The organism is Streptomyces orinoci, assembly GCF_003121295.1.
GTDB classification, from domain to species: domain Bacteria; phylum Actinomycetota; class Actinomycetes; order Streptomycetales; family Streptomycetaceae; genus Streptomyces; species Streptomyces orinoci.
In genome coordinates this window covers 262,219-276,409 of sequence record NZ_PHNC01000007.1, presented here as the reverse complement: position 1 = coordinate 276,409, position 14,191 = coordinate 262,219, and the positions used below count along the sequence as shown (strand labels likewise).

Genomic DNA, 14,191 nt, shown 5'->3' with positions numbered 1-14,191 from the left:
AGAGACCCATGCCTTCTCAGCACATTCACCGCCTGGCCACGCTCATAGCCTCGGCCGCGGTTGTGGCCACCCCGCTGCAACTCGCCCCGGAGGCTTCCGCCGCCACCGCTACGAGCGCGGTCTCCTACCACGGCCTCAATCTCCGGATTCCCAGCGGGTGGAAGGCCGTTGACCTGGCGAAGCACCCGGAGACTTGCGTCCGCTTCGACCAGCACACCGTTTACCTGGGCCACCCCGGAGCCGACCAGAAGTGCCCTGCGCATATCACCGGTGACAGGACCGACTCCCTGATCGTGGAACCCTTTTCGGGCGCCGCGGCGAGCGTGGGCTCCCCGACCGTCACCGTACCGGCCGGAAAGCCGGTGCCCCGCAAGCTGACTGCCGACCAGGGCAATGAAATCCGGGTGGCCTTCGAAGGCGCGGGCCTTTACGCGAGAGCCAACTACGGAAGCTCCGCGGCGACCGTGGAGAAGATACTCCGCTCGGCAACCATCGGCCGGTCCGCGAAGCCGATGGCAGTACCGCCCAAGCCGGTCAAGAAGTTCCGCCGTTCACTGGCGGCCGACTCCTCGGCTACCCCCTCCACCGGTTACACCGGTAAGGCATTCGACACCTGCTCCGCCCCGTCCTCCTCCGCGATGCGGGACTGGTCCGCCTCTCCGTACCGTGGACTGGGCGTCTACATCGGCGGCACCCGAGTGTGCGATCAGCCCAACCTCTCGGCCTCCTATGTCGCCGAGCAGAGTCGGGCCGGCTGGCACCTGCTCCCCATCTACGGCGCACCCAGGCCGGCCAACATCCGCTCCGGCAGTGGCGCCGCAGACCAGGGCCGGGCGGACGCCGAGGCGGCGGTGAACCAGGCGAGGGATCTGGGATTCGTTCCCGGCACCGTCCTCTATTCCGATATGGAGCACTACAACGACCGCGGCCTGCGGACAAATGTGCTGACCTACCTGTCCGCGTGGACCCAGCGGGTACAGGCGCTGGGCTTCCGCTCGGGTGTGTACACCTCCGCCGCCAGTGGGGCCGGTGACCTCGCCTCGGTCTACAACTCCGACTCCTATCAACGCCCGGACGTGATGTGGACGGCCGACTGGAACCACCAGGCCGACACGGACGAGGAAGTCCTCCCGGCGAGCTACTGGGCCAACCACCAGCGGGTGCACCAGTACGAGGGGGAGAGTTACGAAACCTACGGCGGCACCACCATCCAGATCGACCGCAACTATGTCGATGTCGGCCCGGCAGCCCCGATGGATCCCGGCATGACGAGCCTGACGGCGGGTGACTTCAACGGTGATGGTAAGAAGGACCTGGTTGCGGTTGAGGTCAACTCCGGGAAGTTGTTTATGTATCCGGGGCAGGGCAATGGCCGTCTCGGTGATCGTGTGGAGATCGGCAATGGTGGCTGGAACGGGATGAAGGATCTCGTCGCCACTGATCTCGATGGTGATGGCAAGGATGACCTGATCGCCACGGAGAAGAGCACCGGGAAGCTGTTTATGTACCCCGGGACGGGCAACGGTGTTGGTGACCGTATCGAGATCGGTCGTGGTGGCTGGAACGGTCTGAAGAACCTGTTCGCGGGTGACTTCAACGGTGATGGCAAGAAGGACATCGGTGCCACGGACATTGCCACCGGCAAGCTGCTTCTGTACCCGGGCCGGGGTAACCGCAATGGTCTCTATGCCCTTGGCGATCCGGTCGAGATCGGCAACGGTGGCTGGAACGAGATGAACAAGCTGGTCAGCCCCGGTGACATGAATGGCGATGGCAAGGACGATCTGATCGCCACCGAGACCACCACCGGCAAGCTCTTCCTCTACCCGGGCACCGGCCACGGTCTCGGCGACCGCGTGGAGATCGGTCATGGCGGCTGGAACGGTATCTCCGGTTATGCGGGTGCCGACTTCAACGGTGACGGCATAGGCGACCTCGCGGCCGTGGAGTCCGACCCGGGCCAGACCGGAAAGCTCTACTTCTACCCCGGCACCGGCAAGGGCGGTCTCGGCGACCGCACCGAAATCGGCAACGGCGGCTGGTAGTCCGCACCACCCCACCACCCCTCAAAGAGTAGGTAACGCATGTCTCTTTCAGCACGCCTGCGCACCGGGCTGCTCGCCGCCGCACTGGCTCCGGTCGCTGCTCTCTCCCTTCTCAACTCCGGTACGGCACATGCCGCTTCGGTCGCCACCTGGGACAAGGTTGCCCAGTGCGAGAGTTCCGGCAACTGGCACATCAACACCGGAAACGGCTACTACGGCGGCCTGCAGTTCGCGCAGAGCACCTGGGAGGGGTTCGGCGGCAGACAGTACGCACCCCGTGCCGACCTGGCCACCAAGGAACAGCAGATCCGGATCGCCGAAAAGGTGCTCGCCGTCCAGGGACCGGGGGCCTGGAGCTGTGCCCCCGGCACCGGCCTTGCCGACGACCATGCCGACCCCTTCCCGCCCGCGCCCACCGATCCGGGCATGACCAGCCTCACAGCCGGTGACTTCAACGGTGATGGCAAGAAGGACCTGGTTGCGGTTGAGGTCAACTCCGGGAAGCTGTTTATGTATCCGGGGCAGGGCAATGGCCGTCTCGGTGACCGTGTGGAGATCGGCAATGGTGGCTGGAATGGGATGAAGGACCTGGTCGCCACCGACCTTGACGGTGACGGCAAGGACGACCTCATCGGCACCGAGGTCGAAACCGGCAAGCTGTTTATGTACCCCGGGACGGGCAATGGCATCGGTGACCGTATCGAGATCGGTCGTGGTGGCTGGAACGGTCTGAAGAACCTGTTCGCGGGTGACTTCAACGGTGATGGCAAGAAGGACATCGGTGCCACGGACATCGCCACCGGCAAGCTGCTTCTGTACCCGGGCCGGGGTAACCGCAATGGTCTCTATGCCCTTGGCGACCCCGTCGAGATCGGCAACGGTGGCTGGAACGAGATGAACAAGCTGGTCAGCCCCGGTGACATGAATGGCGATGGCAAGGACGATCTGATCGCCACCGAGACCACCACGGGCAAGCTCTTCCTCTACCCCGGAACGGGCCATGGGCTTGGTGACCGTATCGAGATCGGTCATGGCGGCTGGAACGGCATCTCCGGTTATGCGGGCGGTGACTTCAACGGCGATGGCATAGGTGACTTGGCGGCCGTGGAGTCCGACCCGGGCCAGACCGGAAAGCTCTACTTCTACCCCGGCACCGGCAAGGGCGGTCTCGGTGACCGTACCGAGATCGGCAACGGCGGCTGGTAGCAGCGAGGCTGCGTACTGTGGACAGATGACCGTTCGCCGAGTCGTCTCCCTGGTCCCCTCCCTCACCGAGGCGATCGCCGTCACCGAGCCCGGTCTGCTGCTCGCCGCCACCGACTGGTGCGAGCAGCCGGCCGGGCTCGATGTGCTGCGCATCGGCGGCACCAAGAACCCTGATGTGGTGCGGATCGCCGCGCTCGCGCCGGACCTGGTGGTGGCCAACGAGGAGGAGAACCGCCCGGCCGACCTGGCCGCGCTGCGCGCCGCCGGAGTGCGGGTGATGGTGACCGAAGTCCGGTCCCTTGAGCAGGGATTCGGAGAGCTCGAACGGGTGCTGGTGACGGGCTGCGGTCTGGCCCGTCCCGGCTGGCTGGACGAGGCACGCCAGACCTGGCGGGAGGTCCGGCCGGTGACACCGCCGCTGCGGGCCGTGGTTCCGGTGTGGCGCCGCCCCTGGATGGTGCTGGGCCGGGACACCTTCGCCGGGGACGTCCTGGCCCGGCTCGGGGTGACCAATGTTCACGCCGGGCACGCCGAGCGCTATCCCCGCGTTCCGCTGCCGGAGTTGACCGCGTCCGGCGCCGACTTGGTGGTACTCCCCGACGAGCCCTACCGCTTCAGCCGGGACGACGGGCCCGAGGCATTTCCCGGGATCCCGTCGGCGCTGGTCAGCGGGCGCCATCTCACCTGGTACGGGCCGTCGTTGGGGCAGGCACCACAGGTGCTGGGCGCGGCGCTGCGAGCAGCCGTCCGCTGAACAGCCCGGACAGGGTACGAGCCGAGGCGGTGGCCCAGGCGGCCACCAGCAGTGCGTACAGCCCCAACGCCAGCCAGCCGAAGGCATGCAAACCGGTGTGGCGGGAGAGCCCCGCGGCGCCCGTGACACAGGTGCCCAGGGGGAAGGTAAAGGCCCACCAGGTCATGGAGAAGCTCATTCCACGTCGCGCCGCCCGCACCACCATCGCGGTGGCGAAAGCCAGCCAGAGCAGGGCGAAGCCGGTCACCGGCACCCCATAGAGCACCGCGAAGGCGCCCATCGCGCGCACCAGGGGCGCGCCGACCGCGTAACGCGCCGCATCCGCCAGGTTGTTGACCGCCGTGGTGGACTGGCCCAGCGGGCCGAGCACCAGAAACAGCGCGGGGGTGAGGGCGGCCGGCAGCGGGCCATGGTGGATCAGCCGGGAGAACACCAGCGGCAGTAGGAGCAGCGTCATCAGCAGACTCAGGCCGAACAGGGCATAGCAGCCCAGCAGCAGGGCCTCCCGCCACTGCCCGGCCGGCAGGTGCTCCACCAGGGCCGGGCCCAGCGCGGCGGACACCATCGGTGCCACCACCGGCAGCAGCCACACCGGGGAGGCGCTGCCCGGCTCGACCCGGTGCCGGGTGACCATCAGATAGGGGATACCGGCCGCAGCGGCCAGGCCCAGTACCGTGCCGGTCAGCCACAGCGCGCCGTCGGCGGCCACCGCCGTCCGCCGGCCGAGCACGGCGGAGCCCACCGAGAGGGTCGCCCCGCCCACCGCGAGCAGGGCCATCGCCAGACAACCGTAGAACGGGGCGACGGCCGGGTCCGCCAGGTGCCGCACTCCCTGGTCGCGGTGGCGCGCCCAGTGCCCGGCGCGGGCCACCAGCACGCCGAGCAGCAGCAGTGCCGACAGCGCCCAGACCACCCGCAGAAAGCTTTCCGGCGGCCGCGTCGGCAGTGCGGCACCGGCGGCCGCGACGATGGCGGTGCCCATCACGGTGGCGTACCAGTTGGGGCCGAAGTGCCGAAGCGTTTCCCCGGCTCGCGGCAGGGGGGTGGTACCGGGTTGTACAAGGGTGGTCATACAGCCAGCGTCTCCTGGCCATCAGCGCCCTCACCAGGCCCTTCTTCCCTATGACGGCATAACCTGGGGTTATGAGCGAGGACCGGCCGATCACCGTCCCACTGGCGCACCGGGTGCCCGATCTGGGCGCCCTGGAGCTGCTGCTGGCGGTGGCCCGGCTGGGCAGCCTGGGGCGGGCGGCGCGGGAACTGGGCATCAGCCAGCCCGCCGCCAGCGGCCGGATCCGCAGCATGGAGCGGTTGCTCGGGGTGGCCCTGGTGGAGCGCTCACCGCGCGGCTCCCGGCTCACCGACGCCGGGGTGCTGGTCACCGACTGGGCGCGGCGGGTGGTGGAGGCGGCCGAGGCGCTGGACGCCGGTGCGCAGGCGCTGCGCACCCGGCGGGACTCGCGGCTGCGGGTGGCGGCCAGCATGACCATCGCCGAGTACCTGCTGCCCGGGTGGCTGGTCGCGCTGCGTATGGAGCGGCCGGGCACGGCGGTGTCGCTGTACGCCGGGAACTCCGCCGCGGTCGCGGCACGGCTGCTGTCCGGGGAGGCGGACCTGGGCTTTGTGGAGGGGCTGGAGGTCCCGGCCGGTCTGGACGGTGCGGTGATCGGCCATGACCGGCTGGTGGTGGTCACCGCGCCGGGCCGGCCCTGGTCCCGGCGGCGGAAACCACTGGAGGCGGAGGAGCTGGCCGCGGCGCCGCTGATCCTCAGGGAGCGGGGGTCCGGGACGCGGCAGGTGCTGGACGCCGCACTGGCCGGGCGGGGCGGCCCGGCCCGGCCGCTGCTGGAACTGGCCTCCACCACGGCCGTCAAGGCGGCGGTGGTGAGCGGAGCCGGGCCGTCGGTGCTCAGCGAACTGGCGGTGGGGGAGGAGCTGGCGGCGCGCCGGCTGGTGGAGGTGCCGGTCGCGGGCCTGCGGTTGCGTCGTGATCTGCGGGCGGTTTGGCCTCTGGGCCATCGGCCCGTTGGGCCCGCCCGCGAATTGCTGGCCCTCACCCGGGGGTGAGCGCTTCGTGGTTGCGTTGTGTTCCGGGTACGGGCCGCTTGGGTTGGTCGCGCCTTCGCCGAGCAGCCCCGCCGCGTTGTGGGCAGGCGTTCCGCAGGGCGATGGGGGCACCTCCCAGCGGTAGCTGGGGGAGGGTGGGCACAACGCCCACCGGGCCGCACCCGGCAATGAAACGGCGTCTGCCGACGACCTTCCCTGTTCGGCTGCAGGCTGTGCGTGGCTGGTCGCGCAGTTCCTCGCGCGCCTGAACGGGTCCCCTACCGGGCGGTCGTGGCGTGGATCAGGGCGGTGATGACGCGGAGGTCGTCGTCGGCCTCGGGGTGCCACTGGACACCCACCCGGAAGCAGTCGCCGGGGTATTCGATCGCCTCGATCGTGCCATCCTCCGCGTGCGCGGAGGCGATCAGACCCGTGCCCAGCCGGGAGACCCCCTGGTGATGGTGGGTGGCCACCTGGGCGGGCGCGGCCAGGAGCTGGCCCATGCGCGTCCAGGCCACCGGTTCCACCCGATGGTGGGAGAAGACACCGACCCGGGGGTTGTGGTCCTTGTGCCCGACCGTCTCGGGCAGATGCTGATTGAGCGCGCCACCGGCATGGACGTTCATCAGCTGCATGCCCCGGCAGATCCCCAGCAGCGGGACGCCCTGCCGCAACGCCGCGTCCAGCAGCGCCAGTTCCCAGCGGTCGCGCTCCGGGACCGGAGGGCCGGTACGCGGGTGCGGGGTTGCGCCGTACAGTGCCGGGTCCAGGTCCTCGCCGCCCGCCAGGACCAGCCCGTCCAGCCGCCGCACCAAGGCCTCGGCGGTGGCCGGATCGTCCGGCGGGAGCATCACCGCCAGCCCGCCCGCGCGCTGGATATGGTGCGGATAGTCGCCCGGCAGCAGCGCCGCACGCAGATCCCAGGCGGCGCCCCAGCGGGCCCGGGTGAAATAGGTGGTGACGCCGATCAGCGGCTGGCTGGGCAAGGTCCTGCTCCCCTTCGTCCGGCGAGGCAATGGTCCGTGAGACTACCTTTGCGGCGAGGGGATCACGGCACAAGTCCCCGGCCGGACGGCCAGGTTGACGGACAGGTGAGGGGGGCGCTCAGCCGAGGAACCCCCGCAGCAGCGCCGCCGTGCCCGAGCAGTGCTCGCGCATCATCTCGCGCGCCCCGTCCGGGTCGCCGTCCAGCACCGCCTCCACCAGCGCGGTGTGCTGCCGCTGAGAATGCTCCAGATTGCGTACCAGCAGGGGAATGCAGTCCAACAGCTCGTTGACCGTGGCGCGTACGGCCGCGTACCGCTCGGCCAGCGAGGGCGAGCCGGACAGTTCGGCCAGCGCGAGATGAAGCAGGGTGTCCCGCCGCCGGTAGTCGGCCAGCGGGGCGTCCTCGGTGGCGGCCAGCGCCTCCCGCAGCCGACCGGACTGATCAGCCGTCAGTTCGTGTGCGGCGCAGAGCTCCGCCGCTCCCACTTCCAGCACCTCGCGGAAGCGCAGCACGTCCTCCACGTCCACATCCGTCACCCGGCGCCGCAACTCCGCGGAGTCCGGGGCGGTTCGGGGGGTATGGACAAAGGTGCCGCCGTAACGGCCCCGGCGGCTCTCCACCAGCCCCTGCTCCTGGAGTACCTTGAGCACCTCGCGCAAGGTCACCCGGCTGATCCGCAGCAGCTCCGCCAACTCCCTTTCGGAAGGCAGACGTTCACCATCGGCTACCAGGCCGAGCCTGATGACCTGGAGTATCTGCTCCAGGGCCTCCTCAAAGCCATTGCCCGCCCGCACCGGGCGCAGCACCGGTGAAAGCCGTTCCACCGCACTCGCGTTCATCGACAAACCCTTCCCAGCCAATGGTTTGTCGGCATACCTTAAAGCCTCCGGTCGTACCGACAGGGAGGCACCTCACGTGGCTGACCGTACGCCCCCGCTCACCATTGAAGAGCTGCGCCGGCTCGTGGACTCCGGGGAGATCGACACCGTCGTCCTGGCCTTCACCGATATGCAGGGACGGCTGCAGGGCAAGCGGTTCGCCGCCCGGTTCTTCCTGGACGAGGTCCTGGAGCACGGCACCGAGGGATGCAACTATCTGCTCGCGGTGGACGCCGAGATGAACACCGTGGAGGGCTATGCCATGTCCTCCTGGGAGCGCGGCTATGGCGACTTCGCCATGCACGGCGACCTGGCCACCCTGCGCCGCACCCCCTGGAACCCCGGCACCGCCCTGCTCACCGCCGACCTCGCCTGGCACGACGGCTCCCCGGTGCTCGCCTCGCCCCGCCAGATACTGCGCCGCCAGCTGGACCGGCTGGCCGAGCGCGGCTGGAGCGCCTATGCGGGCACCGAGCTGGAGTTCATGGTCTTCCGGGACAGCTATGAATCCGCCTGGAACAGCGCCTATCGCGACCTCACCCCGGCCAACCAGTACAACTGCGACTACTCGGTGCTGGGCACCGGCCGGGTGGAGCCGCTGCTGCGCCGGATACGCAATGAGATGGGCGCCGCCGGGATGACCGTGGAATCCGCCAAGGGCGAGTGCAATCTGGGCCAGCATGAGATCGCCTTCCGCTATGCCGAGGCGCTCACCACCTGTGACCAGCACACGGTTTACAAGACCGGGGCCAAGGAGATCGCCGCCCAGGAGGGCATGGCGCTCACCTTTATGGCCAAGTTCGATGAGCGTGAGGGCAACTCCTGCCATATCCATCTCTCGCTGCGCGATGCGGCGGGCCGGCCGGTGCTCGCCGACAAGGACGGCCCCTACGGGATGTCCCGGACGATGCGCCATTTCCTGGCCGGACAGCTGGCCGCCCTGCGGGAGTTCACCCTGCTCTACGCCCCCAACATCAACTCCTATAAGCGCTTCCGGCCCGGCTCCTTCGCCCCCACCGCCGTGGCCTGGGGGCCGGACAACCGCACCTGCGCCCTGCGGGTGGTCGGCCATGGCCCCTCGCACCGCTTCGAGAACCGCCTGCCCGGCGGCGATGTCAACCCCTATCTGGCCGTCGCCGGCATGGTCGCCGCCGGACTGCACGGCGTGGAACGGGAGTTGGAGCTGCCCGAGGTGTGCACCGGCAACGCCTACCGGGGCAACGCCCAGCACGTACCGGCCACCCTGCGCGAGGCGGCCGAGCTGTGGGAGAACAGCGAACTGGCCAGGGCCGCCTTCGGCGACGAGGTGGTGGAGCACTACCTCAATATGGCGCGGGTCGAACAGCAGGCGTACGACACCGCGGTGACCGACTGGGAGCGGTTCCGTTCCTTCGAGCGCATGTAAGGACACCAACAGCAGTGCAGCTTGCCATCCTCAACCCCGCCACCGAAGAAGTCATCGCCACCGTGCCGGCCGCCACCGCCGAGGATGTGGACGCCGCCGTCCGCCGGGCCGCCACCGCCCAGCGGTCCTGGGCCGCGCTGGCCCCCGGCGAACGCGCCCGGCTGCTCCGGCGGTTCGCCGCCACCGTCGATCAACACCTGGAGGAACTCGCCCTTCTGGAGGTCCGCGAGGCCGGCCACCCCATCGGCAACGCCCGCTGGGAGGCGGGCAACGTCCGGGACCTGCTGGACTATGCCGCCGGGGGAGTGGAACGGCTCACCGGACAGCAGATCCCGGTCTCCGGCGGCCTGAACGTCACCTTCCAGGAACCCCTGGGGGTGATCGCGGTGATCGTGCCCTGGAACTTCCCCATGCCCATCGCCGCCTGGGGCTTCGCCCCCGCCCTGGCCGCCGGGAACGCCGTACTGGTCAAACCGGCCGAAACCACTCCGCTCACCGCGCTGCGCCTGGCCGAACTCGCCCTGGAGGCAGGGATTCCGGAAGGGCTGCTCCAAGTGCTGCCCGGCACCGGTCCGGTCGCCGGGGACGCGCTGGTCGGACACCCCGGCGTCGCCAAGATCGTCTTCACCGGCTCCACCGCGGTGGGCAGACGGATCATGGCCAGCTGCGCCCGGCAGGTGAAGCGGGTCACCCTGGAACTGGGCGGCAAGAGCCCCAATATCGTCTTCGCCGACGCCGACCTGGAACGGGCCGCCGCCACCGCCCCCGGCTCCTTCCTGGACAACGCCGGCCAGGACTGCTGCGCGCGAAGCCGCATCCTTGTCCAGCGCACCGTCTACGACCGCTTTATGGAGCTGCTGGAACCGGCGGTACGCGCCGTCACGGTGGGCGACCCGGCCGATCCGGCCACCGGGATGGGCCCGTTGATCTCCGCCGCCCAGCGGGAGCGGGTACGGTCCTACGTCCCCGAGACCGCCCCCGCCGCCATCCGTGGCGAGGCCCCGTCCGGCAAGGGCTTCTGGTATCCCGCCACCGTGCTGGAGGGCACCGCGGACGACCGCACCGCTCTGGAGGAGATCTTCGGCCCGGTGGCCGTGGTCATCCCCTTCGAGGACGAGGCGGAGGCGGTACGGCTGGCCAACGCCACCGACTACGGGCTGTCCGGCTCGCTGTGGACCAGGGACATCTCCCGGGCGCTGCGCGTCTCCCGGGCCGTGGCGGCGGGCAATCTCTCCGTCAACTCCCATAGCAGTGTGCGCTACTGGACGCCCTTCGGGGGCTTCAAACAGTCCGGACTGGGCCGGGAACTGGGCCCGGGCGCGCTCGCCGCCTTCACCGAGACCAAGAACGTCTTCATCAGCAACGAGGAGTTCTAAGTGACCGAAGTGACCAAAATGACCGAAGCGACCGACCAGGCCCCCGTCTGCCGCCGGCTCGTCGGCCGTACCGCCGTGGTCACCGGAGCCGGTGGCGGCATCGGCCTGGCCACCGTCCGCCGGCTGGCCTCCGAAGGTGCCCATGTCGTCTGCGCCGACATCGACGAGAAGGCGGGCAAGGCCGCCGCCGAGGAGGCCGGCGGTCTCTTCGTACGCACCGATGTCACCGACTCCGCCCAGGTGGAGGCGCTGTTCCAGGCCGCCGACGACACCTATGGCTCGGTGGACATCGCCTTCAACAACGCCGGGATCTCCCCGCCCGAGGACGACTCCATCCTCACCACCGGGCTGGACGCCTGGAAGCGGGTCCAGGAGGTCAACCTCACCTCCGTCTATCTGTGCTGCAAGGCGGCCTTGCCCTATATGCGGCGCCAGGGCAAGGGCTCCATCATCAACACCGCGTCCTTTGTAGCGGTGTTGGGCTCTGCCACCTCCCAGATCAGCTACACCGCCTCCAAGGGCGGGGTGCTGGCGATGTCCCGGGAACTGGGTGTGCAGTTCGCCCGCGAGGGTATCCGGGTCAATGCGCTGTGCCCCGGGCCGGTCAACACCCCTTTGCTGAAGGAGCTGTTCGCCAAGGACCCGGAGCGGGCCGCGCGACGGCTGGTGCATGTACCGGTGGGGCGGTTCGCCGAGGCGGAGGAGATCGCCGCGGCGGTGGCCTTCCTGGCCAGTGATGACGCCTCCTTTGTCAACGCCGCCGAGTTTCTGGTGGATGGCGGCATTTCCGGGGCCTATGTCACGCCTCTGTAGGGGCGGGTCTCACTCAGCGGATTCCTTATCCCTGCGGAGCGGGACATCACACCCGCTGGAACTGGACGCCATAGGTGCGGGAGACACGATTGCCGGGCTGAAGGGATCCCTGGGACTGGCCGGCTCGGAGCTTCGCCAGACGCTGAGCCTGGTGTGACGGCCGTCCTCGGCGCCGCGCCAAGTGCCCTGGAACTGGCGCACAGTCCGGAAGGCCGCCGGCCGCGGCGGCCGGTGTCGCCGCCGTCAGGGCACCGGCGCCCACCCCGCCGGCGGCAAAGGCGGCGCCTGCCGCGGATCTCGGCGCGGCACGGCGCCACAACCGGCGATCGAATTCCTTCATGAGGTCCCCCCGGGTTTGTCTGGCAACAGCATCCTGCTGGGGCCACCCCGGGCCGGGGCAGGTATGAACCAGCCATCGGCAGGAAGGTAGGTTGTTGATCAATCGATCAGCAGGAGAAACCTCGCAATGCCAGCCACCCGCCACCGCCTCCTCTATGTCACCGACCTCGCCTATCCCGCCAAGGGCCGCCGCTACTGTGACGAGGACATCTTCCTCAGCTCCCGGCTCCGCGCCGAGTTCGATATCGCGCTGTGCCACCCGCTGGACGCGGCCGCGCTGATGGCGGGCTTTGACGCGGTCGTGGTGCGCAACAGCGGACCGGTGCTCAACTACCAGGCCGCGTATGGCGAGTTCCGTGCGCGGGCGGAGCAGCTGGCGGTGCCGGTCTACAACGAGCTGACCGGGCGGGCCGATATGCGGGGCAAGCGGTACCTGCTGGAGCTGACCGCTGCCGGGTACCCGGTGATACCGACCATCGACCGGGCCGAGGACATCGGCCGGCTGCCCGAGGCGGCCGAGTATGTGGCCAAGCCCAAGCTGGGGGCGGACTCCATAGGCATGGAGTTCCTGCCCGGGGAGCGGCTGGCGGCGGTGGTGTACGGGGAGGTGCTGGTCCAGCCGCGGATCGACTTCCGGTATGAAGTGTCCTTTTACTTCGTGGACGACGACTTCCAGTACGCCCTGTACGCCCCGGATCCGGCGCGCCGGTGGGAGCTGGTGCGCTATGAACCCACCGACGAGGACCTGGACTTCGCGCGCCGCTTCATCGCCTGGAACGGAATCCGGCACGGCATCCAGCGGGTGGACGCCTGTCGCACGGCCGAAGGGGCGCTGCTGCTGGTGGAGTTGGAGGACCTCAACCCGTATCTTTCGCTGGACGCGCTGGACGAGCAGACCCGGGAGGACTTCGCCCAGGCAATGGCCCGCTCGCTGCGGGGGCTGCTCGGCTAGGGGCGCCCCGTAAGGGACGCGGGGCGGCTGCGCGCATGCGGCTCCGCCGCGTGGTCGTGCGATGGGTCAGAGAAACGTTTGGCCCTCGCCGCGATAGGTCGGCACCGTCTCCACCACCTGGTCCCCCGCCACCAGATGCAATGCGGCGAAGCGCTCGCAGAGTTCGCCCGCCTTGGCGTGCCGGAACCACACCTTGTCGCCGATCGAGAGATCGTCGGCGACGGTGCCCAGCAGCGGCGTCTGTACCTCGCCCGTGGCCTCCTGGCGGGTCAGGCGCAGTCCGGTCGGGAGGCAGGGGGTGGGCAGCCGGTCGGTGCCGGGAGGGCCCGAGGCGGGGTAGCCGCCGCCCAGCACGGTGACGGTGCCGGGACCCGGGCGGCGTACCACCGGCAGGGCGAACAGGGCGGCCGGGCGGCCGCGGAAGGAGCGGTAGCCGTCGAAGAGCCGCGGCTGGTAGAGGCCGGAGCCCGCGGCCACCTCGGTCACCGCGGCCTCGGCGGCGGTGTGCTGCACACTGCCGGTGCCGCCGCCGTTGACGAACTCCAGCTCCGCCACCGCCCGTACGGCCCGTACCGCCTCGGCGCGGCGGGCCGCCAGTTCGCGGCGGGCGGCCGACTGCAGCAGCCGGACCGCCCCGGCCCGCAGGGGGCGGCCGGGCGGGGCGTCGGCGACTCCGGCGATATGGGCCTCATAGGCCATCAGGCCCACCACCCGGAAGCCCGGGCGCCGGTTGACCGCCCTTGCCAACTGCGCCAGCCGGCCCGGGTCATGGAGCGGGGAGCGCAGGGCGCCGATCCGTACCCTGCCCCCCAGCAGGCGAAGGGAAGTGTCCAACTCCAGGCAGACTCTGACCACTTCGCTACCGGTACGGGCGGAGTCGATCAGTGTCAGCTGTGCGGGGTCGTCGATGGTGACGGTGACCGCCCTGGCCAGGGCCGGGTCGGCGGTCAGTTCGGCGAAGGCGGCCCGGTCGGCCGAGGGGTAGGCCAGCAGGATGTCCGTAAAGCCGGAGCGGGCCAGCCAGAGCGATTCGGCGAGGGTGTGGCTCATCAGACCCGAAAAGCCGGGCCGGCGCAGCACCCGCTCCAACAGGGCGCGGCAGCGCACCGACTTGGTGGCCACCCGAACCGGCTTGCCGTGCGCCCGGCGCACCAGATCGGCGGCATTGGCGTCGAAGGCGGCGAGATCCACCACCGCCAGCGGGGCGTCCAGCGCGGCGGTGGCCCGGTCGTAACGGACACGGTCCGTCGCGGGCCCGATGGCATGAGCTATCGCGGGCGACATGGGCGCAGCTTGCCAGAGCGGATCAACCCGGGGGTAGAGGGGCGACGGAGGGCGGATGGCCGGGCCGTCGCGCGGGCCGTAAAGTGGCGCGCACGCCGTGGATCA

Annotated in this window: 12 protein-coding genes; 8 read left to right on the top strand and 4 right to left on the bottom strand. The window is 69.9% G+C overall.

Going from position 1 to position 14,191, the window contains the following annotated elements; genetic code table 11:
• Positions 1 to 8 precede the first annotated feature (8 nt).
• The 3 genes from CV755_RS05200 to CV755_RS05190 are packed head-to-tail and all read left to right on the top strand — an operon-like array spanning position 9 to position 4,005.
• Positions 9 to 2,045 carry a glycoside hydrolase domain-containing protein gene (locus CV755_RS05200; RefSeq protein WP_109278943.1) on the top strand — a complete coding sequence of 679 codons (2,037 nt, stop codon included), beginning with the start codon at positions 9 to 11 and terminating at the stop codon, positions 2,043 to 2,045.
• A 39-nt stretch (positions 2,046 to 2,084) separates the two neighbouring features.
• Positions 2,085 to 3,251: a transglycosylase family protein gene (locus CV755_RS05195; protein ID WP_109278942.1), complete on the top strand. Its 1,167-nt coding sequence runs from the start codon at positions 2,085 to 2,087 to the stop codon at positions 3,249 to 3,251.
• Positions 3,252 to 3,276: 25 nt separating this feature from the next.
• Positions 3,277 to 4,005 carry a helical backbone metal receptor gene (locus CV755_RS05190; RefSeq protein WP_109278941.1) on the top strand — a complete coding sequence of 243 codons (729 nt, stop codon included), beginning with the start codon at positions 3,277 to 3,279 and terminating at the stop codon, positions 4,003 to 4,005.
• On the opposite strand, the gene CV755_RS05185 is transcribed toward CV755_RS05190, so the two are convergent.
• Entirely contained in the window at positions 3,932 to 5,077 is a 1,146-nt protein-coding gene (locus CV755_RS05185) for a TDT family transporter (RefSeq protein WP_109278940.1), read from the bottom strand. The two genes, CV755_RS05190 and CV755_RS05185, sit on opposite strands and share 74 nt — an antisense overlap.
• 71 nt (positions 5,078 to 5,148) lie before the next feature.
• Between CV755_RS05185 and CV755_RS05180 the strand changes: the two genes are divergently transcribed.
• Positions 5,149 to 6,072, top strand: coding sequence for a LysR family transcriptional regulator (locus tag CV755_RS05180; protein WP_109278939.1), 924 nt, complete (start codon positions 5,149 to 5,151; stop codon positions 6,070 to 6,072).
• 257 nt (positions 6,073 to 6,329) lie between these two features.
• On the opposite strand, the gene CV755_RS05175 is transcribed toward CV755_RS05180, so the two are convergent.
• Together CV755_RS05175 and CV755_RS05170 are read right to left on the bottom strand one after the other, a co-directional pair.
• The gene (locus CV755_RS05175; protein ID WP_109278938.1) at positions 6,330 to 7,037 is read right to left on the bottom strand and encodes a gamma-glutamyl-gamma-aminobutyrate hydrolase family protein; all 708 of its coding nucleotides are present in this window, start codon (positions 7,035 to 7,037) and stop codon (positions 6,330 to 6,332) included.
• Positions 7,038 to 7,155: 118 nt separating this feature from the next.
• A complete protein-coding gene (locus CV755_RS05170; RefSeq protein WP_193553351.1) occupies positions 7,156 to 7,878 on the bottom strand; it encodes a FadR/GntR family transcriptional regulator in 723 nt (240 codons plus the stop codon).
• Between the two features lie 76 nt (positions 7,879 to 7,954).
• On the opposite strand from CV755_RS05170, the gene CV755_RS05165 reads away from it, so the two are divergent.
• From CV755_RS05165 to CV755_RS05150, 4 genes are all read left to right on the top strand, one after another.
• Positions 7,955 to 9,322 carry a glutamine synthetase family protein gene (locus tag CV755_RS05165; RefSeq protein ID WP_109278936.1) on the top strand — a complete coding sequence of 456 codons (1,368 nt, stop codon included), beginning with the start codon at positions 7,955 to 7,957 and terminating at the stop codon, positions 9,320 to 9,322.
• 14 nt (positions 9,323 to 9,336) lie between these two features.
• A complete protein-coding gene (locus tag CV755_RS05160; protein ID WP_109278935.1) occupies positions 9,337 to 10,698 on the top strand; it encodes an aldehyde dehydrogenase family protein in 1,362 nt (453 codons plus the stop codon).
• Between the two features lie 18 nt (positions 10,699 to 10,716).
• Positions 10,717 to 11,511: a 3-oxoacyl-ACP reductase gene (locus CV755_RS05155; RefSeq protein ID WP_109279026.1), complete on the top strand. Its 795-nt coding sequence runs from the start codon at positions 10,717 to 10,719 to the stop codon at positions 11,509 to 11,511.
• 466 nt (positions 11,512 to 11,977) lie between these two features.
• On the top strand, positions 11,978 to 12,802 hold the full coding sequence (locus CV755_RS05150; RefSeq protein ID WP_109278934.1) for an ATP-grasp domain-containing protein: 825 nt from the start codon (positions 11,978 to 11,980) through the stop codon (positions 12,800 to 12,802).
• A gap of 66 nt (positions 12,803 to 12,868) precedes the next feature.
• Here the strand turns inward: CV755_RS05150 and CV755_RS05145 are convergent, their stop codons facing one another.
• Positions 12,869 to 14,086, bottom strand: a complete 1,218-nt coding sequence (locus CV755_RS05145; RefSeq protein WP_109278933.1) for an amino acid deaminase/aldolase — start codon at positions 14,084 to 14,086, stop codon at positions 12,869 to 12,871.
• Positions 14,087 to 14,191: the final 105 nt, after the last annotated feature.